We start from the raw sequence: 19540 nt of genomic DNA on the forward strand, positions 1-19540 counted from the left end.
GGACTCCTCCCTCTGATTCAATCTGAACGGGGGGCGGGACCGTGGTTAAGCCATTCGCAACCAAATCACCGTCATGGTCCTGCCGACGGGTAAAGGAGTCGGGGTCATGAGCACGCGGACCAGCCAGCCTGCCGGAGGGGCGCTGCTGCTGAGCGAGATCAAGGAGTTTGCCGCTTTTCCGAAGGCGACGCAGCGGTACATCCGCCGCTCGCTCGATGTCGCCTACGGACGCCGGGACGCGCTCGACTGCTGGGCGCGCGACGAAGGCGAAGCGGCTTCGATCCGGGCGCAGGCCCGGCTCTACAAGCAGCTCGAAGCTCTTCGTCTCCAGGTGCCGGACGACAGCGGTCTCGACAGCATCGATCCCTTCATGGGCCTGTTGATCAGCGTCACCGGCTTTGACCTCGGGCAGGATCGGCTGCCGAACTTCGCGGCCTATCGCTTTCTCTACGAGCGGTTGCTGGGCGCGGCGGTACGGCCGTGGCTGCCGGGCGCGTTCTGCGCGGCGGCGGCGCTGCCCCACCTTCACCCGGACCGGCGGCGGAGCCTGCTGCAATCGATCAGCGAAAGCGCGGCAACCGCGCCCGGCTGGTCGAACCGCGAGCCGGTGTTCTGGCCGGAGTGGGTCGAAAAGGTCGACATGGCGGCAGCGGCCTGACGATCACGCCGATAATTGAATCGACGGAAAGATACGGGCGAGCTCTTCGAGGCTCGCCCGTGCTGTTTTATGATGCACGAAGATGCCGCCGGCATCTTCCCACCTGGCGCGGTGCGTCAGGCTGTCATCGACCAGCACATCGGCGCCGCTCATGTGCCGGGCCTTGTCGCGGGCCATGCAGGTAATGATCGGAACGCCCGGGAAGTGCTCGGCGGCCCAGCGAACCTTCTGCGGCGCGGCCCAGTTGCCGATCGGCAGGCCGGTCAGGATGGTGGGGGTGAGGTGCTTCACCGCTTCGAACAGCTCGCGGGCGTCGGGCATCATGGGCAGCGTCGCGTAGAAGTCCTGGGCGCGGGCGAGCCGCCGCCAGAACTCGCGCTTGCCATGGCGCGCCTCGAAGGATCGGACGTCGTCGTTTAGGATTCTACGGGCGCCTGCGTCGAAGTCGGCGAGGACCCCGTCGCAATCGAGGAATAGGTGGGGCACCTAGAACCGCGCCGGCGTGAGCTTCACCGGCACCGGGTGGTCCAGCTCCTTCCAGCCGCGCTCTTTTAATACGTCGTTGCTCTCGCGGGCGCGGCGGCCTTCACCCAGCGACCAGGTGATGTGGTAGGTGGAGCCGTCGGGCCGGTCGACGGTGCCGTCGATGGTGACGACCATTGTCTCGACGCCGCGCTCGTCGTCGGTGCGGCCGACGATGTAAGCGGTGACCTCGCGTGGCAGCGGCTTGGCGGCCGCGTCCGTCTCCAGCGTGACGTGATCTGCTACAGCGTTATCGTAGCGCGGCGAATGTTGCTGAAGAAGCTCGTCGCGCTGGGCGCGGTCGAGTTTCCAGCCGATCACGGTTCCGGGTTTAGCCATTCCCTCACAATGAGGGCCGCTCGGCGAGGTTCCGCACCAACTCGGCCGCGAACTCGCTCAGCGTGTCGTCGCGCGCGCCCAAGATGGCGATCGTGTCGCCGGGCCGCGCTTCGGCGAGGAGGCGTTCGCCGATGTCCGGCCGGGCAGGGATGTGCTCGGCCCCGCCGCCTGCCGACCGGACCGCGTCCGCCAGCCAGTCGGAGCCGCGGGAGCGGTCCACCGTGCCGCCCTGGTAGACGGGATCGCTGAGGTAGAGCCTGTCGTCAGGCCGCAGGCCGTCGGCGAAGGTCTGCGCCAACTGCTCGCCCATCTTGGCGAGCGGGCCGTAGCCGTGCGGTTGGAACATCAGCAGCAGGCGGCCGGGCCGGGCGGTCAGGGTGTGCAGCGTGGCGGCGATCTTGTCGGGGTTGTGGGCGAAGTCGTCGATTACCGTTACGCCCGCGGCGGCACCGACCGTTTCCAGCCGTCGTTTCAAACCGGCGAAGCGGCCGAGCGCGGCGGCGGCCTCGGCCAGCGGCACGCCGAGCGCGCGCACCGCGGCAAGGGCGGCGAGCGCGTTCGAAGCATTGTGGCGGCCGGGGATCTGCAGCTGCACGTCGTGGCGTTCGTCGCCCGCGTGCACGGTGAAGCGCGCTCCGCCGGGCTCCAGCTGGAGGTTGCGACCGGAAACCGCCGCACCCGGGCTGTCGAACCCGTAGCCGACCAGCTTGGCGGCTGGCACCTGCTCCGAGATCAAGCGGGTCTCGGGATCGTCGAGATTGAGTACCGCCTTGCGGCTCGCGCGGAGGAAGTCGCCGAACAGGGCGCGCAGCTCGTCCATCTCCTTGTGGTCGAGGCTGACGTTGGTGAGCACCGCGATTTCCGGCCGGTATAGCGCGATGGAGCCGTCGCTCTCGTCGACCTCGCTGACGAACAGCTCGGGATCGCCGACCAGCGCGCTGGCGAATGGCGCTTCGGGCGCGACGAAGTTCTTCATCACCGCGCCGTTCATCACGGTCGGCTGACGGTGGCAGGCATGGAGGATCCAGCCGACCATGCCGGTTACGGTGGACTTGCCCGAGGTGCCGCCGACCGCGACGCTGCGACTGGCGGCGTTGAGCAGCTCGGCCAACAGCTGGGGACGGGTGAGGTGGGGCAGGCCGAGCTGGCGAGCCCGGATCACGTCGGGGATGGTCTCCTCGACCGCTGCGGAGGTCACCAGTGTCATGGCCTCGGCGAGGCCGCTGCCGTCCTGGGGGAACAGCTGGATGCCTAGCGATCGCAGGAAGTCGAACTTGGGCGCGAGGCGGCCGGCGTCGAGCGCCCGGTCGGACCCGGCGACCCGCTGACCGCGAGCGCGGACGATGCAGGCGAGGGGCAACATGCCGCTGCCGCCAATGCCGCAGAAGAAACTGGATTGAGTCATCGCCGCCGCCCTATTGGGTTCGGAAGCGGTCGGCAAATGGGGGAAGCATGCGAATAGCGGTGGTGGCGCCGAGTTGCCCATTGAAGCGCGAGGCGGCGGAGGCGGTGCTGGCGCTCGCCGGTGCGCGGGGCGACTGCGAGTTGTTGATCCACCCGCAATGCTTCTCCAGCGATGGCCACTTCGCGGGGCCGGATGCCGAGCGGCTGGCGGCGCTGCGGGAGGTGATGGCCGACCCGGCGGTGGACGCGGTGTGGTTCGCGCGGGGCGGCTATGGGTCGAACCGGATCGCGGAGGCGGCTGCGGCGGAGCTGCCGATGGGGACGCGGGACAAGCTCTACCTCGGGTACAGCGACGGCGGCTTCCTGCTGGCGGCCTTGCACAAGGCTGGGTGCCGGGTGGCGCATGGGCCGATGCCGCAGGACATCGCGCGCGAGGGCGGGGGAGCGGCCGTCGGACGGGCGCTCGACTGGCTGGTGCGCGGCGACCCGGCGGCGATCGAGGGTGGGCTGGGCGGCCCGGCGTTCGCCTTCAACCTGACGGTGCTGTCGTGCTTGCTCGGCACTGCGCTCAAGCCGGATTTCTCGGGCCGGGAGCTGCTGGTGGAGGAGCTGGACGAGCAGCATTACCGAATCGATCGGCTGATGTTCCATGTGACGGGCTCGGCGGCAGCGCGGCGGTGCCGCGGCATCCGGCTTGGCCGCTGCCAGGTGCCGGAGAACGACCGGCCGTTCGGGAGCGACGAGGAGGGAATAGTCCGGGACTGGTGCGCGCGGTCCGGCATCCCTTACCTGGGCCGCGCCGACATTGGCCACGACGCGGGCAACAAGGTCGTTCCCTTCTGATCCGTTAAGGATGTTCCTGCCGAGGGTGGCCATTGCAAAGGCCGCTGAGTTGCGCTCTACCAAGCGCCGGAACAACAGGAGGGCCGAATGGCAAAAGCATCTAGCGGGACGGCGCGTAAAGCAGGCGGCGGTCTCGCGCGTCCAGTAACCCCATCTCCGGACCTGGCCGCGATCGTCGGCAAGGAGCCGCTGCCGCGCAGCGAGGTCGTGTCGAAGGTGTGGGATCACATCCGCAAGAACAACCTGCAAAACCCGCAGAACAAGCGGGAAATCGTCGCCGACGACAAGCTGAAGAAGGTCTTCGGCCAGGATCGCTGCACCATGTTCGAGATGAACAAGCACTTATCCAAGCACCTGTCGTAGAGCGCCGCCGGCAACGGCCGAAGCACATCAGAAGGGACTCGCCGGGGCCGGCGGGTCCCTTCTTCGCATGAAGGCCAAGGCGACTCGCCTTAGCGGCAGGCGCGCCACCCCGCTGGCCCGCGGTTCGCGGTGTCGAGGTGCAGGTGATCGCGGTGGGCGGCGTTGTAGTCGGGCGACAGCACGGTGGTGAACAGCCGGCAGGCGCCACCGCGGACACGACGCAGGAAGGCCTGCTCCTCCGCGCTGCCGCGCCAGTCGCGCAGCACGGAAACGGTGCGGCCGTCAGCCAGGCGGAAGCCGAGAATGTCGACCGCGTCGGCAGTCGCATGCTCGCTCCAAGGACCCGCATTGCGGCCGTAGAGCCGGCGGCAACTGAAGCTGCCGGCGTGCTGGATCGCGATCACGGCGACGCCGAAGTGATGGAGGGCGGCCGGCTGGATCACCCGCTCGTCCCACAGCAGGAGCGCGCTTGCCACCGGGCAACTGGTGACGAGGCCGGCTGGAGAAAAGCCGGCTTCGCGGGCGCGGCCTAGTCCCAGGCGTATGCCGTCCTCGTAACCGCATTCCGTCCCGGCGGTGCGCGACGGCGCAGGCCGATCGGGGCTGCCTGCCGCGCTGAGCAGCGAACGGCATTGCGCCGGGGAGGAGCCGAGCGCAGCGAGTTTGGCGGCAGTGAAACGGCCGACGGGATCGTGAAGGTCGAGCCGGGTCCAGGGCAGGTCCTGCGGGTGGCGGTCGAACCAGGCGCGAAGCTCGATCACAGCCACCACCAGCAGGCTGAGCAGGACGAACCAGATGGCCCCCCGCCGCATCGCCGCCCAAGGCCGAGCGCTGCGGATCAGGCGCGCACCGCGTCCGTCAGGCGTTCGCGGGTGACCGGGTAGCCGAGATGGTCGGGGATGCGCAGCCACTTTTCCCCGCGCACCTCCTCGACCCAAGGGCTGATGGTCTCGATCGGATGGGCAAGGGCGTCCTCGCGCGCTTCCGCGAAGGAGCCGAAGCGGGCGAGCCGTTCGAGGTTGCGGACGGTGGGGAAGATGGCGCTGGCCTGTCCTGCCGCGATGCGTTCGAGCACGGCGGCAGCCCCGAGCCATTCGGCGGCGTCGCACTCGCCTTGCTGCGGGTGGAGCGGCCAATCGCCAGCCGGCGCTTGCGCGATGAAAAATAGGGTGTCGAACCGGCGCGGCTGGTTGAAAGTCGGCCGCCAGCGGGCGAACGGCGTTAGCGAAGGCAAGTCGAGCTGCATGCCGTGACGCTCCAACAGCTCTGCAAAACTCGCTCCGGTATGAAGCGCCTGCTGGATCTCACCCGGATCGGTCGGAAGCGGCGCGAGGCCTACAGGGCAACCCGTCTCTTCAAGCGTTTCGCGGATGGCGGCGACCTTTCCGGCTTCCACCGCATCGGCAGCCAGCGCCCGGTCGCCCTCGTCGATCCGGCCGCCGGGGAAGACCATCGCCCCGCCCGCAAAAGCCATGCCGCGGGATCGAGTGACCATCAGCAACTCGGGCGGTCCGGCCGGAAGGTCGCGCATGACGACCAGGGTCGCGGCGGGGATGGCGTCGTCGCTCATTGGCGCTGACCTAGGCACGGCCGAGGCAAAGAAAAAGGCCGGCCTCCGCTGGGGAGACCGGCCCTTGGCACTGCCGCAAAGGGCAGTGCGCCATCTTACATGGCGTTGACGGCGGCGTTGGCTTCGACCGGGTTGGTCGCGTTCACGTCGGCCTCGTCGATCGCTTCTTCCTTGCGCTCGCCTTCGGCTTCCAGCGCGTCGGCCTGGTTCTCCAGGGTCGCGGCGGTCGCGCCCGAGGTGTTCTCGGCCATGCCCTCGAGGTTCTCGGACGCCGCCTCATAGTTCTCCTGGACGTTCTCGCCCAGCGAATCGTCGCCCGAGCCGCCGCAGGCCGCAAGCGCCAGCGAAGCCGCGCCAACCAGCGCGAAACTGATCTTCTTCATGAGTGCTTTCCCCTTATGGTTCTTCATTAGCGGTACGGTTTATATCCGCTTGGCGGAGCAGAACGCCAGCCCTTTCGGTTCGGTTCCGTCACGGCCGCGGCTCCAAACCTTGAGAGTTACCGCAAAAAGGACTATCTGGATGGGGCCGGGCAACCGGCTATGCTGGTAGAGTGTAGGTTGGAATAGGCACTTCGGACCCGGGGGGCAGTACCCCGGCGCCTCCACCAGCAGCGGCGTGTGGGGAATATGAGCGGGGGCTCTTCCACGCGCCGTTGCTGATGGGGGCGAAACAGGATCGACGGGTGCAATAAAGGACTTGCTGCCAGCCGGTATGAGCACACCGTTGAAGGCTCATTCACACAAGTGCCAACGATAACGAGGCTCTTGCGATTGCTGCGTAACTGACGGCCTAACGGTCAGAGGTTACAAAGACAAAAGCGCGGTCGGACCCCACCGGGCAACAGAAGGGGAATCCAGCGGCACGGGAGGCGCCGGGCAACAGAAGCCTCCCACCTTCCCTTGTTCCCGTCGCGTTGCTGATTGAAAGCGGGCGGTGTGCCATCTACGTAAGGCACCGCAGGTTCGTTCTACAGGGGAAACGACGCATGACCGCTTTTCGCCGCCTCGGCCTTCTCGCGCCGCTTGCCGCCGTCAGCCTCGCGGGGTGCGGCTTGAACTCCGTCCCGACCGCGGAGGAGAACGTCAACGCGAAATGGGCCAACGTTCAAAACCAGTATCAGCGCCGCTCGGACCTGTACGGCAACCTGGTGGAAACGGTGCGCGCCGCCGCCAACCAGGAACGCACGGTGCTGCGCGAGGTGACCGAGGCCCGGTCCCGCGCCAACTCGGTCCAGCTGACGCCCGACCAGCTGTCCGACCCGCAGGCAATCCAGCGCTATGCCGACGCCCAGGCGCGGCTGTCGGCGCCCCTGGTGTTCCGCCAGTTGCAGGAGGCCTACCCGCAGCTCCAGGCCAACGCCAACTTCCGCGACCTCCAGTCGCAGATCGAGGGTACGGAGAACCGCATCGCCATCTCGCGCCAGGATTATAACGAGGCGGTGCAGGGGTATAACACCACCATCCGCACCTTCCCCGACGCGATCGGCGCCAGGATCATCCACGGCGCCAAGCCCAAGGTGCCGTTCCAAGCGATTACGCCTGGCGCGGAAACGGCGCCGCGGATCGACTTCAACGCGAGCTAGAGCGCGTCCGGTGGCCCACCTTCGTCATCCCGGCGGAGGCCGGGATCCCGTGCGGCAACCGTATCTCGGCCTTGGCCCCCATCGAAGTGGTACGTTGATGGGGACCCTGCGCCGGGGTAACGGCTGGTGGCTGCTGTTGCTCCTAAGCGTTGTCGTTCTGTTGGCCGCACCCGCCGCCGCACAGGAGTTCCCCAAGCTGACCGGCCGCGTCGTCGACGGCGCGAACCTGCTCTCGCCGGCGGACGAGGCGGAGCTGACGGGGGAGCTGCAGAACCTAGAGCAGCGGTCGAGCCGGCAGCTGGTGGTGGCGACGGTGCCATCGCTCGGCGGGTTCGAGATCGAAGATTATGGCTACCGGCTCGGCCGAGCGTGGGGGATCGGGCAGAAGGAGGCCGACAATGGGGCCATCCTGCTGGTTGCGCCCAATGAGCGTAAGGTGCGGGTCGAGGTCGGCTTGGGGCTGGAGCCGATCCTGACCGATGCCTTCTCCAACCGGGTGATCGATGAAGCGATCATCCCGCGGTTCAAGGCCAATGATTACCCGGGCGGCATCAAGGCCGGGGTGGATGCGCTGATCGCCCAGCTGCAAGCGCCGCCGGAGGTCGCGGAACGGCAGGCGCTGGAAGCAGCGCAGGCGAGGGCGCAGCGGGGATCGCAGCGGGGCAGCGGCGGTCCCGGCCTGGGTGCGATCCTGTTCTGGGGGCTCATCATCCTGTTCGTGATCCTGCCGCTGATCCGCGGGCTGGGCGGCGGGCGCAAGTATCGCGGGCGGCGGCGGCGGCGCGGCTGGGGCGGGCCGGTGATCATCTGGGGTCCGGGCTTCGGCGGCGGCGGCGGCTTCGGTGGAGGAGGCTTCGGCGGCGGTGGAGGCGGGTTCGGCGGCTTCTCTGGGGGCGGCGGTGGCTTCGGCGGCGGGGGCGCGTCCGGGTCGTGGTGAAGCTCACAATCAGCGACGAGGATCACGCGCGGGTCAGCCGGGCGATCGCCGCGGCCGAGGCCAAGAGCGACGGCGAGATCGTCACCATGGTCAGCGAGTTGTCGGACGCCTACCACGACGTCGGGCTGCACTGGGCGGTGGCGGCGCTGATCGGCGTGCTGGCCTGGGCGGCCGCCTTCCCGCGGGCCCTTGAGAATATTTGGCGTGGGCTGTTCGGCGGCTGGGGCAGCACGCCGGGTCTGGGGTCGCTGCTGTTTTTCCTGATGTTCGTAGCGGTGCTGGTCTTTACCGTGGTGCTGCTGGCGCTCCGCTATATGCCGCTGCGGCTCCTGCTGACTCCCGGCGCAACCAAAACCCGGCGGGTGCGGCGGCGGGCGGTGGCGCTGTTCAAGGCGGCCGCCGAGCGGCGCACCGTAGGGCGGACCGGCATCCTCATCTATCTCTCGACCGGCGAGCACCGGGCGGAGATCGTCGCGGACGAGGCCATCGTGCAGGTGACCACCCCGGACACCTGGGGCGAAGCGATGGCGGCGCTGATCGCCGAGGTGCATGAAGGGCGAACAGCCGCAGGCATGGTGGCGGCGATCGGCATCGTCGGCGAGGTGCTCGGCCAGCACTTCCCACGCTCGGCGACCGACACCAACGAGATCCCCGACAAGCTGATCGAGCTGTGACCCTCGACCCCGACTTCGACGCGCCGGAGGAGGTGCGCTGGCAGGGGCGTTTCGTCCGCGCGGTGACCCGCGGCAAGTGGGAGTATGCGGGCCGGGTGGGCGGGGTGCGCGCGGTGGTGATCCTGGCCGAGCATGAGAGCCGCTACATTCTGGTCGAGCAGCACCGGGCGCCGCTCGGTGGGCGGTGCCTGGAGCTCCCGGCGGGGCTGGTCGGCGACCATGATCCGAGCGCTACGATCGAGGACACCGCGGTACGCGAGCTTGAGGAAGAGGCCGGCTTCACCGCGGCAAGGATTGAGCGGCTCGGCGACTTTCATGCCTCGCCCGGGATGCTGTCCGAAAGCTTCACCCTGGTACGCGCGCATGACGTGCGGAAGGTTGGAGCGGGCGGCGGGGTCCAGGGCGAGGAGGAGATCGAGGTCCACCTAGTGCCGAGGGCCGAGATCGCCGGGTTCGTTGCTGCCAAGCGGGCCGAGGGCGTGGCCATGGACGTCAAGTTGCTGCTCTTGCTGGCGCCCGGATGGCTTGATAAATCATCTTGAGTTCAGGCACTTAGGCTATCGCAATCTGCGCAAACCACCGCTCGTCGGTTTGTCGAAGCTGCGCTTGCGGGTTCGTTCCGCGGGCGGCCAGCATAAGTCACACGAGGGGCTCAAGAAGGCGAGATGATGATCAGGCACATGCTTATGGCGGGCACCGCGCTCGCGGCGCTATCGGGATGCGCGACCACCACTGCAGGAACGGATACGATGGCGACCACAGCAGAGGCCGCTGCGGAGGCCGCACCCGCGGCGATGGTGGCGGTTCCCAACAACATCCTCCTGGCCGAGTGGACGGGACCCTACGACGGCGTTCCGCCGTGGGATCAGGTCAAGCCCGAGCTGTTCGCCGAGGCCTTCCAGTTCTCCATCGACGAGCAGCGCCGCGAGTATCAGGCGATCGCCAACAACGCCGAGGCGCCGACCTTCGCCAACACGATGGAGGCGATGGAACGCGCCGGGCAGCGGCTCGGCCGGGTGCAGGCGGTGTTTGGCGTGATGACCGACAACTTGTCCACGCCGGCCTACCAGGCGCTGGACAAGGAATGGTCGCCCAAGCTGTCGGCCGCCAGCGACGAGATCACGCTGGACCCGAAGCTGTTCGCCCGGGTGGAGACGCTCTACAACAATCGGGCGAGCCTCGGCCTGGATGCCAAGCAGACCCGGTTGCTGGAGCGGAGCTACAATTATTTCGTGCGCAACGGCGCCAAGCTCTCGCCGGAGCAGAAGCAGCAGCTGAGCGGCTACAATCAGCAGCTCGCTTCGCTGTTCTCGGACTTCAATTCGCGGCTGCTGGCCGACGAGGGGACTTTCCTTCAGGCGAGCGCGGCTGAGATGGCCGGGGTGCCGCAGGACGTGCGCGACGCGGCGGCGGCGACCGCCAAGGACAAGGGACTGCCCGCAGGCAGCTTTGCCATCCGCAACACGCGCTCGGCGGTGGAGCCGGTGCTGACTTTCGGCAGCAACCGCGCGCTGCGGCAGAAAGTGTGGCAGGCGTTCGCCGGCCGCGGCGACAATGGCGGGGCCAACGACACCAACCAGCTCATTTCCCAGATCGTCAAGTTGCGGGCTGATCGCGCGAAGCTGCTCGGCTTCGGCAGCCATGCCGAATGGCGGATGCAGGATACGATGGCCAAGTCGCCCGACAAGGCGATGGAGCTGATGATGCGGGTGTGGCCCGCCGCGGTCGCGCGGGTGAAGGAAGAGGTGGCCGACCAGCAGCCGTTCGCCCGCCGCGACAGCGTGCGCACGATCGAGCCATGGGACTTCCGCTATTATCAGGAGAAGGTCCGCAAGGCGAAGTACGACCTCTCGGAAGACGAGATCAAGCCGTACATGCAGCTGTCGAACCTGGTCGACGGCATGTTCTGGTCGGCCGGCCAGCTGTACGGGCTCCAGTTCAAGGAGAACACGGGCGCGGTGCCGGTCTTCCACCCGGACGTGCGCACCTACGAGGTGACCCGCGCCGGCCAGCCGGTCGGGTTGTTCTACCTCGACACCTATGCCCGTGAAGGCAAACGGTCTGGCGCGTGGATGACGACCTATCGCAGCCGCGCGCGGCTGCTGGGCGACGACCTGGTGCTGGCGTCCAACAACAACAACTTCACCAAGCCGGAAGCGGGCAGGCCCGTGTTGATCAGCCTGGACGATGCGTCCACGCTGTTTCACGAGTTCGGACACGCCATCCACTTCCTGCTGGTGGACGTGAACTACCCTAGCCTGGGCGGGGCGCAGCGCGACTTCGTCGAGTTCCCCAGCCAGGTGAACGAGAATTGGTTGCTGACCCGACCGGTGCTGGACCGCTTCGCCAAGCATTATCGGACCGGGCAGCCGATGCCCAAGGCGCTGGTCGACAAGATCGAGAAGTCGGAAACCTTCAACCAGGGCTTCGCGACAGTGGAATATCTGTCGTCCGCACTGGTCGACATGAAGCTGCACACCGATCCGAACGGGGTGGTCGATCCGGACGCGTTCGAGAAGAAGACGCTGGCGGACCTCGGCATGCCGCGCGAGATCGTCATGCGGCACCGGCTGCCGCAGTTCGGGCACCTGTTCTCGAGCGACGCCTACTCGGCCGGTTACTACTCTTACCTATGGTCGGAGACGATGGACGCGGACGCTTGGGCGGCGTTTGAGGAGACTGGCGATCCGTTCGACAAGAAGACCGCGGATGCGTTCCGGACGTTCCTGTTGTCGACCGGGAACGAGACGGACCGGGCGGAAGCCTATCGCCAGTTCCGCGGGCGCGACCCGGACGTGACCGCGCTGCTGAAGCGGCGTGGATTTCCGGTCAACTAAGCGTCACCCGGCGAAGGCCGAGGTCCCAGCCGGTTAGGACTGAGCGCCGTCTGGGATCCCGGCCTTCGCCGGGATGACGGCTACAACCGCGCTTGCTCTGCCTCTTGCCATGCAAGCGCCGCAAGCGGCTCAAGCGCCTTCACCGTTTCGAGCGCGTGGGCGCTGGTGGCACTGCCGCGGGCGAAGCGGCCTTTAATGCCGTGGATGATCGCGGACAGGCGGAAGAGGTTGAAGACGACCAGATAGTCGAACGCCGGAATGCCCGCGCGCCGGGTGCGGAGGCAGTAGGCGGCGACATAGTCTTCTTCGCTGGGGATGCCGAGGTCGGCTAGGTCCAGGCCGGCGAGCCCGGTGAACAGGCCCGCGGGCATCCTGTACATCATGCAATGATAAGTGAAGTCGCTCGCCGGATCGCCAAGCGTCGACAGTTCCCAGTCGAGCACCGCGCGGACCTGCGGCTGTTCCGCATCGAAGATCATGTTGTCGCAGCGGAAATCGCCATGGGCGATCCGGGACTCGCCGCTGTCGGGCGGGAGGTGCTTCGCCAGCCAATCGACCAGCCGGTCCATCTCGGCTACTCTGCCACCGTCGGTGTCGGCGAGGTATTGCTTGGACCAGCGCGCGACCTGGCGTTCGACGAAACCGGTGGCCTTGCCATAATCGGCCAGCCCGATCTCCGCTGGATCGTAGCCGTGCAGCTGCGCGATCGTCGCGTTCATCGCGTCGAAGTGGCCGGTGCGTGCTTCCGGAGTCAGTCCAGGGAAGTCGGCTTCCCAGATAATCCGGCCGGGCACCAAGCCCATGACGTAGAAGGCGGTGCCGATCACCCCATCGTCCTCGCACAAGGCATGGACGCGCGGGACCGGAAAGCCCCGTGCGCCGAGGGCCGCGAGCACGCGGTACTCGCGGTCGACCGCGTGGGCGCCGGGCAGGGTCTTGCCGGGTGGCTTGCGTCGAAGAACGTAGGCGCCACGAGGTGTGTCGAGCTTGTAGGTCGGATTGGACTGACCGCCCTTGAACTGGCTGACGGTGAGCGGGCCGCCGAAGCCGGGCACATGCTCTTCCATCCAGCCGGCGAGCGCGGCCTTGTCGAAGCGGAGACGCTCGGCAACTTCGCTGGTGCCGGTGTTGGCGGTAGTGCGGTCCATCGGGTCACCCTTTCTCAAGATGGATATGGAAACAAGTTCAGCATGACGCTGGTTAAGTCGGCATGCCGCGTATCGTTCATCTGTCCGACCTGCACTTCGGTGCCCATGACCCTCGTCTAGTCCAAGCCGTCGAACAGGAGGTGGATCAAGCCGAAGCCGATCTCGTCGTGATCAGCGGCGACTTCACCCAGCGCGCACGCACCGAGCAGTTCCAGGAGGCGTGTCAGTTCTTGGAGCGGCTTCGCGATGCCGGGCATGAGGTGCTGGCGGTACCAGGCAACCACGACGTGCCCCTCTACGACGTGCTGCGCCGCTTCCTGTCGCCGTTGACCCGCTACAAGCGCTTCGTCGACGATATGCTCTGCCCGTTCCACCAGCTGCCCGGCGCGGCGGTGCTGGGAATCAACACGGCTCGGTCGCTCACCATCAAGGACGGGCGGATCAACCGCGAGCAGATTGAATTCATCCAAGAAAGCTTCAGCAAGGTGCCGGCGGGCACGGCCAAGGTGCTGGTCACCCACCATCCGCTGTTCGCCCTGCCGGTCGATGACAGCGGCGTCCTGGGCGAGGCGATCGGGCGGCAGGAGCTGGCGCTGGACGCGATCAATCGGATCGGCGTGGATCTGCTGCTCGCCGGACACAATCACCGCGCCTCGACGCACCGGGCAAGCGATCTGGTTACCCGCGCGGGCGGAGCCCTGGTCATTCAGGCCGGCACCGCTACATCCGTCCGGCTGCGGGAAGAGGAGCAGAGCTTCAACATCCTGGACGTGGATGCCGAAACCGTCAGCGCGAGCCTGAAACGTTGGACCGGCGAGCGATTCGAAGCCGGCGAACCTACGCAATTCCATAAGGCAGGGGACGGCTGGCGCAAGTCGAGCCAGGCGGAGGCGGACGCGGCGGCCCCGGCCTGAGGACTTGTGAAGGACGTCCGCCCGAGCGTAACGGCGGTCATGCTTCCTGCCGATTGTGACCTGGACGACTTCATCCGCCATACGCTCGCCGAGGACATGGGGAGCGCCGGCGACGTCACGTCGGCGGCGACCATCGGTGCGGGCGCGCGCTTCCGGGCCGAGATGAACTGCCGCGAGCCGATCGTGGTTGCGGGGCTGGAGATTGCCGCGGCGTTCTTCCAGGCCCTCGACCCGGAGGTGCAGGTCGAGCCAGCCGCTACCGACGGTGAGCGCGTCGATGCTGGCGCGGTGCTGATGCGGCTGGAGGGCACCGCGCGGGCGATGCTGACGGCCGAGCGATCGGCGCTGAACACGGTGCAGCATCTGTCGGGCATCGCCACGCTGACGCGGCGTTACGTCGACGCGATCGCGGGAACCGGCGCAACCTTGCTCGATACCCGCAAGACGCTCCCTGGGCTGCGGGTGCTGAACAAATATGCCGCGCTGATGGGCGGAGCGCAGAACCACCGGATGCGACTGGATGACGGCGTGCTGATCAAGGACAACCACCTGGCGGTGACCGGCGGCGTCGAAGCCGCGGTGCGCCGGGCGCGTGAAGCAAACACGGGCTTGCAGATCCAGGTGGAGGTGGACCGGCTCAAGCAGATCGGGCCGGCGCTGACCGCGGGGGCCGAACGGCTGCTGCTCGACAATATGACCAACGAACAGCTGCGCGAAGCCGTGCGGATCGTTGCCGGGCGCGTGCCGCTAGAGGCATCCGGCGGCGTCAACCTCGAGACCATCCGCGGCATCGCCGAGACGGGCGTGGACTTCATCTCCGTCGGACGGATCACCCAGTCGGCGCCGGCGGTGGACATCGGCCTGGATTTCGAGGCTCAACCTTTCTGAAGCGAGAACGGCGCGTTCAGGACGGTGACAAGGCGACGGGAGCATGTTCGACCTCACAAAGGAGATCTGCCATGTTCAATAAGGCTCTAATCGTCCTCTCCGCCGCAGCGGCCGCCGTCGCGGTTCCGAGTGCAGCCAGCGCTCAATACTATCCGGGGCCCGCGCCCTATCATGGCGGCGGGTACAACAATGGCTATCATGGCGGCGGGTACAATAACGGCTACTATCCGCAGGGCAGCTACTACCCGCAGGGCAGCTACTATCCGCGCGGGGGCTATCGCGGAAACACCTACTACGGGCGCGACTATGGTCGCCGCTGCAGCGGCACGACGGGCGCGATCGTCGGCGGCGTGGCCGGTGCGGTAATCGGCAGCAAGGTCGCGAACAGCCGCGGCGGCTACGACCGGTACGGCTACCGGCGCGGCGGCAACGGCACCACGGGCGCCCTGATCGGCGGTGCGCTGGGCGCCCTGGTCGGCAACCAGGTCGGCAAGAGCAGCTGCCGCTGATCAGCAGGTGAGCCAACCGAGGGGCCGCGGGAGCGATTCCGCGGCCCTTTCGTTTTTATGACGCAAGTGCCGACAGCGTCTGTATAGCGCCGGAAAACCGAGCAGGAGAGAGGCGTGTTCAAGGGGCTTCAGCCCGTTCTTTATGGCGGCCGCGAGGTGTATCCGCTGGTCGAGGGCGGCAAGGGCGTTTCCGCGACCAACCATGCAAGCTCGGGCGCATGGGCCGCGGCCGGGGGGATCGGCACGGTGAGTGCGGTCAACGCCGACAGCTATGACCCCGAAGGCCGGATCATCCCGCAGGTCTATAGCGGCATGACCCGGCGGCAACGGCACGACGAGCTGATCCACTACGGCATCGAAGGGGCCGTGGCGCAGGTCGAGCGCGCCTACGAGCTGGCGGGCGGCAAGGGCGCCATCAACATCAATGTGCTATGGGAGATGGGCGGCGCGCAGCCGATCCTCCACGGCGTTCTGGAGCGCACCCGCGGTAAGGTCGCGGGCGTGACCTGCGGCGCGGGGATGCCGTACAAGCTGTCGGAGATCGCTGCGCAATATGGCGTGCAGTACCTGCCGATCGTGTCCTCCGGACGCGCGTTCCGCGCGCTGTGGAAGCGGGCCTACTCCAAGGTTCCGGAGCTGCTTGGCGCGGTCGTCTACGAAGACCCGTGGCTCGCGGGCGGGCACAACGGCCTGTCGAATGCGGAGGACCCGCGCAAGCCGCAGGACCCGTATCCGCGCGTGGCGGAGCTGCGTGTGGTGATGCGCGAGGGCGGCGTGCCCGACACGGTGCCGATCGTCATGGCCGGCGGCGTCTGGCGCCTCGACGAATGGGAGGACTGGATCGACAATCCCGAGCTTGGGAGCATCATGTTCCAGTTCGGCACCCGGCCACTCTTGACCCAGGAGAGCCCGATCCCGCCCGAGTGGAAAGCGCGGCTGATGACCTTGGAGGAAGGCGACGTCCTGCTGCACAAGTTCTCGCCCACCGGCTTTTACTCCTCGGCAGTGCGCAACCCATTCCTCCGCTGGTTGGAAGCGCGCAGCGAACGGCAGATCGCCTTCACCAAGGAGAGCATCGGCGACCATGCGTTCGAGCTGGACGTCGGAATCGGCACCAAGAAGAATTACTGGGTGACCAAGGGCGACCTGCAGCACGCCCGCGAGTGGTTCGCGCAAGGCTACATCAACGCGATGAAGACCCCGGACGACACACTCGTCTTCGTGACGCCGGAGGACGAGAAGATCATCCGCAAGGATCAGGCCGACTGCATGGGGTGCCTCAGCCAGTGCGCTTTTTCGTCATGGGCGGACAATGAAAAGAACTCGACTGGCCGCCTGGCCGACCCGCGCAGCTTCTGCATCCAGAAGGCATTGCAGAACATCGCGCACGGCGAGCCGGTAGACGAGAACCTGATGTTTGCCGGCCATGCGGCGTTCCGGTTCAAGCAGGACCCCTTCTACTCGAATGGATTCGTGCCGACCGTGAAGCAGCTGGTCGACCGGATCCTGACGGGGGCTTAACGTGCGATTGGGGGTGATGGCGGCCGTCGTGCTGGCGCTTGCCGCCTCGGCATCGGCCCAGGACAAGGCGCCGCCCTACTGGGCATCGATCGCGTCCGGCGAGGCGATGATGCGGACGGGGCCGGGCAAGAACTATCCCGGGGTGTGGCTGTACAAGCGCCGCGACCTGCCGATCCGGGTGCTGCGGGTCTATCCCAACTGGCGGCTGATCGAAGACCCGGACGGCGTCCGCGGGTGGATGCTGGTGACGCTACTCAGCGACCGACGCACCGCGGTGGTGCGCGGGGACGAGCCGCGCCCGATCCATGAGCAGGCGGACAGCGGCAGCCGCGTGGCCTACACCGCGGAACCGGGCGTGGTCGGCCGGATCAGCGACTGCGAGGGCGGCTGGTGCCGCATCCAGGTGGGTGCGCGCGAAGGCCACATCCGGACCACGGACATCTGGGGAATCAGCGACGGCGAGACGGTCGACTGAGGCACATGCCTGTGCCTTGAAGCGGCGCAGCTTCGGCCCATCTGCCAGTTCACGCAGCAGAGGAGGGCCACCCATGAAGCTTTATTATTCACCCGGCGCATGCTCGATGGCATCGCGCATCTCGCTATACGAGATCGGTCAGCCGGCGGAGTTCGTCCGCACCGACATTCGGGCCAAGCGGACAGAGGACGGGCGCGACTTCCGCGAGGTCAATCCGCTCGGCTACGTGCCCGCGCTGGAGCTGGACGGCGGCGAGGTGCTGACGGAGAATGGCGCGATCCTGCCATACATCGCGGGGCTGAAGCCTGGTTCATTAGCACCGCGGGGCGACGCGCTGACCGAGGCGCAGCTGCATCAGGCGCTGGGCTTCCTCGGCAGCGAGCTGCACAAGGCGTTCGGGCCTTTCTTCGCCAACCCGCAGGGCGAGGCGCGGGAGGCGGCGATGACGAAGCTGCAGTCACGGCTGGACTTTGTCGAGCAGCACCTTGGCGACGGGCGTGAGTATTGGCTGGGCGGCAAGTTCAGCGTGGCGGATGCCTATGCCTTTGTGGTGCTGAGCTGGGCCGACCATTTCGGCATCAGCTACGACGACCGGCCGAATATTGCCCGGTACCTGGAGCGGATCAGGCAGCGCGAGACGGTCCAGCGGGCGTTGCAGGACGAGGGTCTGCTGCAGGCGGCCTGAGCTGAGCTGATTGCTCGGCTCAGCGGGCAAGCAGCGCTACGAGCGCCAGAACCCCGATCGCGGTCAGGAAAGGCCAGCCGATATGCTCCCGGCGGCTCCCGATCGCATCCACGATGCCGGCCACGGTGAAGACCAGTCCGGTAGCCGCGATCGTAACCGTGCCCACATGAGCGGGCGTCCATGCCAGGGCAAGCAGCGTGGCGGCAACAATCAGGCCGATTGTGCTCGTCAGATGCCACGCGAACGGCACGATGAAGCGGGCAAGCGGCCGCTGCATCACGCCGGTTCGCTCGCGGAGGAGCGGGCGGATCAGCCGTCGCTCGCCAAGCAGCGAATGAACCAGCATGGTTGCGATCAGCAGCGCCGCGGCTGACGTGAGGAGAACCGCTTCCACGTGGGCCGGCTAGACCAGCTCCACCGCCACGGCGGTCGCCTCGCCGCCGCCGATGCAAAGGCTGGCGATGCCGCGCTTGCCGCCCGTCTGCCTGAGGGCGTTGAGCAGGGTCACGATGATCCGGGTGCCGCTGGCGCCGATCGGGTGGCCAAGGGCGGTCGCGCCGCCGTGGATGTTGATCTTGTCGTGACCGATGCCGAGGTCCTTCATGGCAAACATGGCAACGCAGGCGAAGGCTTCGTTAACCTCGAACAGGTCGACCTCGCCGATCTTCCAGCCGGCCTTTTCCAGCACCTTGTGGATGGCGCCGATGGGGGCGACGGTGAACTCGGCCGGAGCCTGGGCGTGGGCGGCGGTGGCGACGATGCGGGCGAGCGGCTCGGCGCCCTTCTCGCGGGCGACGGATTCGCGGGTGAGGACCACAGCGGCGGCGCCGTCCGAGATGGACGAACTGGTGGCGGCGGTGATGGTACCTTCCTTGTGGAAGGCGGGCTTCAGCTGCGGGATCTTGTCCGGACGGCCGCGGCCGGGCGCTTCGTCGGTGTCGACAACGGTCTCGCCGGCGCGGCTCTTAACCGTGACGGGCACGATCTCGTCGCCGAAGCCGCCATTGTCGATGGCGTCCTTGGCCCGGCGCAGGCTTTCGATCGCGTAGCTGTCCATCGACTCGCGGGTCAGCTGATACTCGTTGGCGGTGTGCTGGGCGAAGCTGCCCATCGCCCTGCCTTCCTCATAGGCGTCCTCCAGCCCGTCGAGGAACATGTGGTCGTAGGCGGTGTCGTGGCCGACCCGCGCGCCGGAACGGTGCTTCTTGAGCAGGTAGGGCGCGTTGGTCATCGACTCCATGCCACCCGCAACGATCAGGTCGGCGTTGCCGGTGGCGAGCGCTTCGGAGCCCATAATCACCGTCTGCATGCCCGATCCGCAAACCTTGTTGACGGTGGTCGCCTGGACGGAAGTGGGGAGCCCGGCCTTGATCGCGGCTTGACGCGCGGGCGCCTGGCCGAGGCCAGCGGGAAGCACGCAGCCCATGTAGATGCGGTCGATGTCGTCGCCCGAGATGCCGGCGCGCTCGACGGCCGCCTTGACCGCGGTGGCGCCGAGGTCGGTTGCGGAAACGTCGGAGAGCGCGCCCTGCATCGCGCCCATCGGGGTGCGAGCGTAGGAGAGGATGACGACGGGATCGGTGGCGGCGGTGGCCATGGGGCGGACTCCAACTTCCGGATTGTTGCTGCACTGCAATAAGCATTCCGCGCGCCTTGTTCAAACGCTTA

23 protein-coding genes and 1 other RNA gene are annotated in these 19540 nt (G+C 67.3%); 15 read left to right on the forward strand and 9 right to left on the reverse strand.

Features of this window, described 5'->3' with window-relative positions:
* The first annotated feature begins 106 nt into the window (after nucleotides 1–106).
* A complete protein-coding gene (locus QZX62_RS06895; RefSeq protein ID WP_294173190.1) occupies nucleotides 107–658 on the forward strand; it encodes a hypothetical protein in 552 nt (183 codons plus the stop codon).
* A 3-nt stretch (nucleotides 659–661) separates the two neighbouring features.
* Here the strand turns inward: QZX62_RS06895 and QZX62_RS06900 are convergent, their stop codons facing one another.
* From QZX62_RS06900 to QZX62_RS06910, 3 genes are read right to left on the reverse strand one after another with little or no spacing between them, the layout of a single operon-like run.
* Nucleotides 662–1144 (reverse strand): hypothetical protein, encoded by a 483-nt coding sequence (locus QZX62_RS06900; protein WP_294173191.1) that lies wholly within the window; start codon nucleotides 1142–1144, stop codon nucleotides 662–664.
* Nucleotides 1145–1519: a hypothetical protein gene (locus tag QZX62_RS06905; RefSeq protein ID WP_294173192.1), complete on the reverse strand. Its 375-nt coding sequence runs from the start codon at nucleotides 1517–1519 to the stop codon at nucleotides 1145–1147.
* 4 nt (nucleotides 1520–1523) lie between these two features.
* Nucleotides 1524–2924 (reverse strand): Mur ligase family protein, encoded by a 1401-nt coding sequence (locus QZX62_RS06910; protein ID WP_294173193.1) that lies wholly within the window; start codon nucleotides 2922–2924, stop codon nucleotides 1524–1526.
* Between the two features lie 47 nt (nucleotides 2925–2971).
* Between QZX62_RS06910 and QZX62_RS06915 the strand changes: the two genes are divergently transcribed.
* Both QZX62_RS06915 and QZX62_RS06920 read left to right on the forward strand, forming a co-directional pair.
* Nucleotides 2972–3766, forward strand: a complete 795-nt coding sequence (locus QZX62_RS06915) for an LD-carboxypeptidase (protein WP_294173194.1) — start codon at nucleotides 2972–2974, stop codon at nucleotides 3764–3766.
* Between the two features lie 87 nt (nucleotides 3767–3853).
* Nucleotides 3854–4129, forward strand: a complete 276-nt coding sequence (locus QZX62_RS06920) for an SWIB/MDM2 domain-containing protein (RefSeq protein WP_294173196.1) — start codon at nucleotides 3854–3856, stop codon at nucleotides 4127–4129.
* Between the two features lie 89 nt (nucleotides 4130–4218).
* Here QZX62_RS06920 and QZX62_RS06925 read toward each other — a convergent pair whose 3' ends face one another.
* The 3 genes from QZX62_RS06925 to QZX62_RS06935 form a co-directional block, all read right to left on the reverse strand.
* Nucleotides 4219–4941 carry an extensin family protein gene (locus QZX62_RS06925; protein ID WP_294173198.1) on the reverse strand — a complete coding sequence of 241 codons (723 nt, stop codon included), beginning with the start codon at nucleotides 4939–4941 and terminating at the stop codon, nucleotides 4219–4221.
* A gap of 26 nt (nucleotides 4942–4967) precedes the next feature.
* Nucleotides 4968–5699: an NUDIX domain-containing protein gene (locus tag QZX62_RS06930; RefSeq protein ID WP_294173199.1), complete on the reverse strand. Its 732-nt coding sequence runs from the start codon at nucleotides 5697–5699 to the stop codon at nucleotides 4968–4970.
* Nucleotides 5700–5794: 95 nt separating this feature from the next.
* Nucleotides 5795–6082: a hypothetical protein gene (locus tag QZX62_RS06935; RefSeq protein WP_294173200.1), complete on the reverse strand. Its 288-nt coding sequence runs from the start codon at nucleotides 6080–6082 to the stop codon at nucleotides 5795–5797.
* 105 nt (nucleotides 6083–6187) lie between these two features.
* On the opposite strand from QZX62_RS06935, the gene ssrA reads away from it, so the two are divergent.
* The 6 genes from ssrA (at nucleotide 6188) to QZX62_RS06965 (ending at nucleotide 11732) form a co-directional block, all read left to right on the forward strand.
* Nucleotides 6188–6558, forward strand: a transfer-messenger RNA (tmRNA) gene (gene ssrA, locus QZX62_RS06940).
* Nucleotides 6559–6687: 129 nt separating this feature from the next.
* Nucleotides 6688–7284 carry a LemA family protein gene (locus QZX62_RS06945; protein WP_294173202.1) on the forward strand — a complete coding sequence of 199 codons (597 nt, stop codon included), beginning with the start codon at nucleotides 6688–6690 and terminating at the stop codon, nucleotides 7282–7284.
* Between the two features lie 97 nt (nucleotides 7285–7381).
* Entirely contained in the window at nucleotides 7382–8221 is an 840-nt protein-coding gene (locus QZX62_RS06950) for a TPM domain-containing protein (RefSeq protein ID WP_294173203.1), read from the forward strand.
* Complete coding sequence (locus tag QZX62_RS06955) at nucleotides 8218–8895, forward strand: hypothetical protein (protein ID WP_294173302.1); 678 nt, start codon at nucleotides 8218–8220, stop codon at nucleotides 8893–8895. The genes QZX62_RS06950 and QZX62_RS06955 overlap by 4 nt, the downstream gene beginning before the upstream one ends.
* Nucleotides 8892–9437 (forward strand): NUDIX hydrolase, encoded by a 546-nt coding sequence (locus tag QZX62_RS06960; RefSeq protein WP_294173204.1) that lies wholly within the window; start codon nucleotides 8892–8894, stop codon nucleotides 9435–9437. The genes QZX62_RS06955 and QZX62_RS06960 overlap by 4 nt, the downstream gene beginning before the upstream one ends.
* A 207-nt stretch (nucleotides 9438–9644) precedes the next feature.
* Nucleotides 9645–11732, forward strand: a complete 2088-nt coding sequence (locus tag QZX62_RS06965) for a M3 family metallopeptidase (protein WP_294173205.1) — start codon at nucleotides 9645–9647, stop codon at nucleotides 11730–11732.
* 80 nt (nucleotides 11733–11812) lie between these two features.
* Here QZX62_RS06965 and QZX62_RS06970 read toward each other — a convergent pair whose 3' ends face one another.
* Complete coding sequence (locus QZX62_RS06970; protein WP_294173206.1) at nucleotides 11813–12880, reverse strand: phosphotransferase family protein; 1068 nt, start codon at nucleotides 12878–12880, stop codon at nucleotides 11813–11815.
* A 62-nt stretch (nucleotides 12881–12942) separates the two neighbouring features.
* Between QZX62_RS06970 and QZX62_RS06975 the strand changes: the two genes are divergently transcribed.
* The 6 genes from QZX62_RS06975 to QZX62_RS07000 all read left to right on the forward strand — a co-directional run bounded on the left by QZX62_RS06975 (nucleotide 12943) and on the right by QZX62_RS07000 (nucleotide 17872).
* Nucleotides 12943–13794, forward strand: a complete 852-nt coding sequence (locus tag QZX62_RS06975) for a metallophosphoesterase (protein WP_294173207.1) — start codon at nucleotides 12943–12945, stop codon at nucleotides 13792–13794.
* Nucleotides 13795–13833: 39 nt separating this feature from the next.
* The gene (gene nadC, locus QZX62_RS06980) at nucleotides 13834–14682 is read left to right on the forward strand and encodes a carboxylating nicotinate-nucleotide diphosphorylase (RefSeq protein ID WP_294173208.1); all 849 of its coding nucleotides are present in this window, start codon (nucleotides 13834–13836) and stop codon (nucleotides 14680–14682) included.
* Nucleotides 14683–14753: 71 nt separating this feature from the next.
* Nucleotides 14754–15191 (forward strand): glycine zipper 2TM domain-containing protein, encoded by a 438-nt coding sequence (locus QZX62_RS06985; protein WP_294173209.1) that lies wholly within the window; start codon nucleotides 14754–14756, stop codon nucleotides 15189–15191.
* Between the two features lie 114 nt (nucleotides 15192–15305).
* Nucleotides 15306–16712 (forward strand): nitronate monooxygenase, encoded by a 1407-nt coding sequence (locus QZX62_RS06990; protein ID WP_294173210.1) that lies wholly within the window; start codon nucleotides 15306–15308, stop codon nucleotides 16710–16712.
* A gap of 16 nt (nucleotides 16713–16728) precedes the next feature.
* Complete coding sequence (locus tag QZX62_RS06995) at nucleotides 16729–17187, forward strand: SH3 domain-containing protein (protein WP_294173211.1); 459 nt, start codon at nucleotides 16729–16731, stop codon at nucleotides 17185–17187.
* Between the two features lie 73 nt (nucleotides 17188–17260).
* Nucleotides 17261–17872 (forward strand): glutathione S-transferase C-terminal domain-containing protein, encoded by a 612-nt coding sequence (locus tag QZX62_RS07000; protein ID WP_294173212.1) that lies wholly within the window; start codon nucleotides 17261–17263, stop codon nucleotides 17870–17872.
* Nucleotides 17873–17891: 19 nt separating this feature from the next.
* Here QZX62_RS07000 and QZX62_RS07005 read toward each other — a convergent pair whose 3' ends face one another.
* The gene (locus QZX62_RS07005; RefSeq protein WP_294173213.1) at nucleotides 17892–18266 is read right to left on the reverse strand and encodes a hypothetical protein; all 375 of its coding nucleotides are present in this window, start codon (nucleotides 18264–18266) and stop codon (nucleotides 17892–17894) included.
* 9 nt (nucleotides 18267–18275) lie between these two features.
* Nucleotides 18276–19469 carry an acetyl-CoA C-acyltransferase gene (locus QZX62_RS07010; RefSeq protein WP_294173215.1) on the reverse strand — a complete coding sequence of 398 codons (1194 nt, stop codon included), beginning with the start codon at nucleotides 19467–19469 and terminating at the stop codon, nucleotides 18276–18278.
* Between the last annotated feature and the right edge of the window lie 71 nt (nucleotides 19470–19540).

The organism is uncultured Sphingomonas sp., assembly GCF_902806265.1.
Lineage (GTDB): Bacteria > Pseudomonadota > Alphaproteobacteria > Sphingomonadales > Sphingomonadaceae > Sphingomicrobium.

Coding starts and splice junctions, on each gene's coding strand:
- QZX62_RS06910 (WP_294173193.1), bottom strand. CDS start 2,924: ATGACTCAATCCAGTTTCTTCTGCGGCATTGGCGGCAGCGGCATGTTG.
- QZX62_RS06930 (WP_294173199.1), bottom strand. CDS start 5,699: ATGAGCGACGACGCCATCCCCGCCGCGACCCTGGTCGTCATGCGCGAC.
- QZX62_RS06920 (WP_294173196.1), top strand. CDS start 3,854: ATGGCAAAAGCATCTAGCGGGACGGCGCGTAAAGCAGGCGGCGGTCTC.
- QZX62_RS06915 (WP_294173194.1), top strand. CDS start 2,972: ATGCGAATAGCGGTGGTGGCGCCGAGTTGCCCATTGAAGCGCGAGGCG.
- QZX62_RS06950 (WP_294173203.1), top strand. CDS start 7,382: ATGGGGACCCTGCGCCGGGGTAACGGCTGGTGGCTGCTGTTGCTCCTA.
- nadC (WP_294173208.1), top strand. CDS start 13,834: ATGCTTCCTGCCGATTGTGACCTGGACGACTTCATCCGCCATACGCTC.
- QZX62_RS06970 (WP_294173206.1), bottom strand. CDS start 12,880: ATGGACCGCACTACCGCCAACACCGGCACCAGCGAAGTTGCCGAGCGT.
- QZX62_RS07000 (WP_294173212.1), top strand. CDS start 17,261: ATGAAGCTTTATTATTCACCCGGCGCATGCTCGATGGCATCGCGCATC.
- QZX62_RS06945 (WP_294173202.1), top strand. CDS start 6,688: ATGACCGCTTTTCGCCGCCTCGGCCTTCTCGCGCCGCTTGCCGCCGTC.
- QZX62_RS06925 (WP_294173198.1), bottom strand. CDS start 4,941: ATGCGGCGGGGGGCCATCTGGTTCGTCCTGCTCAGCCTGCTGGTGGTG.
- QZX62_RS06965 (WP_294173205.1), top strand. CDS start 9,645: ATGGCGACCACAGCAGAGGCCGCTGCGGAGGCCGCACCCGCGGCGATG.
- QZX62_RS06895 (WP_294173190.1), top strand. CDS start 107: ATGAGCACGCGGACCAGCCAGCCTGCCGGAGGGGCGCTGCTGCTGAGC.
- QZX62_RS07010 (WP_294173215.1), bottom strand. CDS start 19,469: ATGGCCACCGCCGCCACCGATCCCGTCGTCATCCTCTCCTACGCTCGC.
- QZX62_RS06905 (WP_294173192.1), bottom strand. CDS start 1,519: ATGGCTAAACCCGGAACCGTGATCGGCTGGAAACTCGACCGCGCCCAG.
- QZX62_RS06985 (WP_294173209.1), top strand. CDS start 14,754: ATGTTCAATAAGGCTCTAATCGTCCTCTCCGCCGCAGCGGCCGCCGTC.
- QZX62_RS06935 (WP_294173200.1), bottom strand. CDS start 6,082: ATGAAGAAGATCAGTTTCGCGCTGGTTGGCGCGGCTTCGCTGGCGCTT.
- QZX62_RS06995 (WP_294173211.1), top strand. CDS start 16,729: ATGGCGGCCGTCGTGCTGGCGCTTGCCGCCTCGGCATCGGCCCAGGAC.
- QZX62_RS06975 (WP_294173207.1), top strand. CDS start 12,943: ATGCCGCGTATCGTTCATCTGTCCGACCTGCACTTCGGTGCCCATGAC.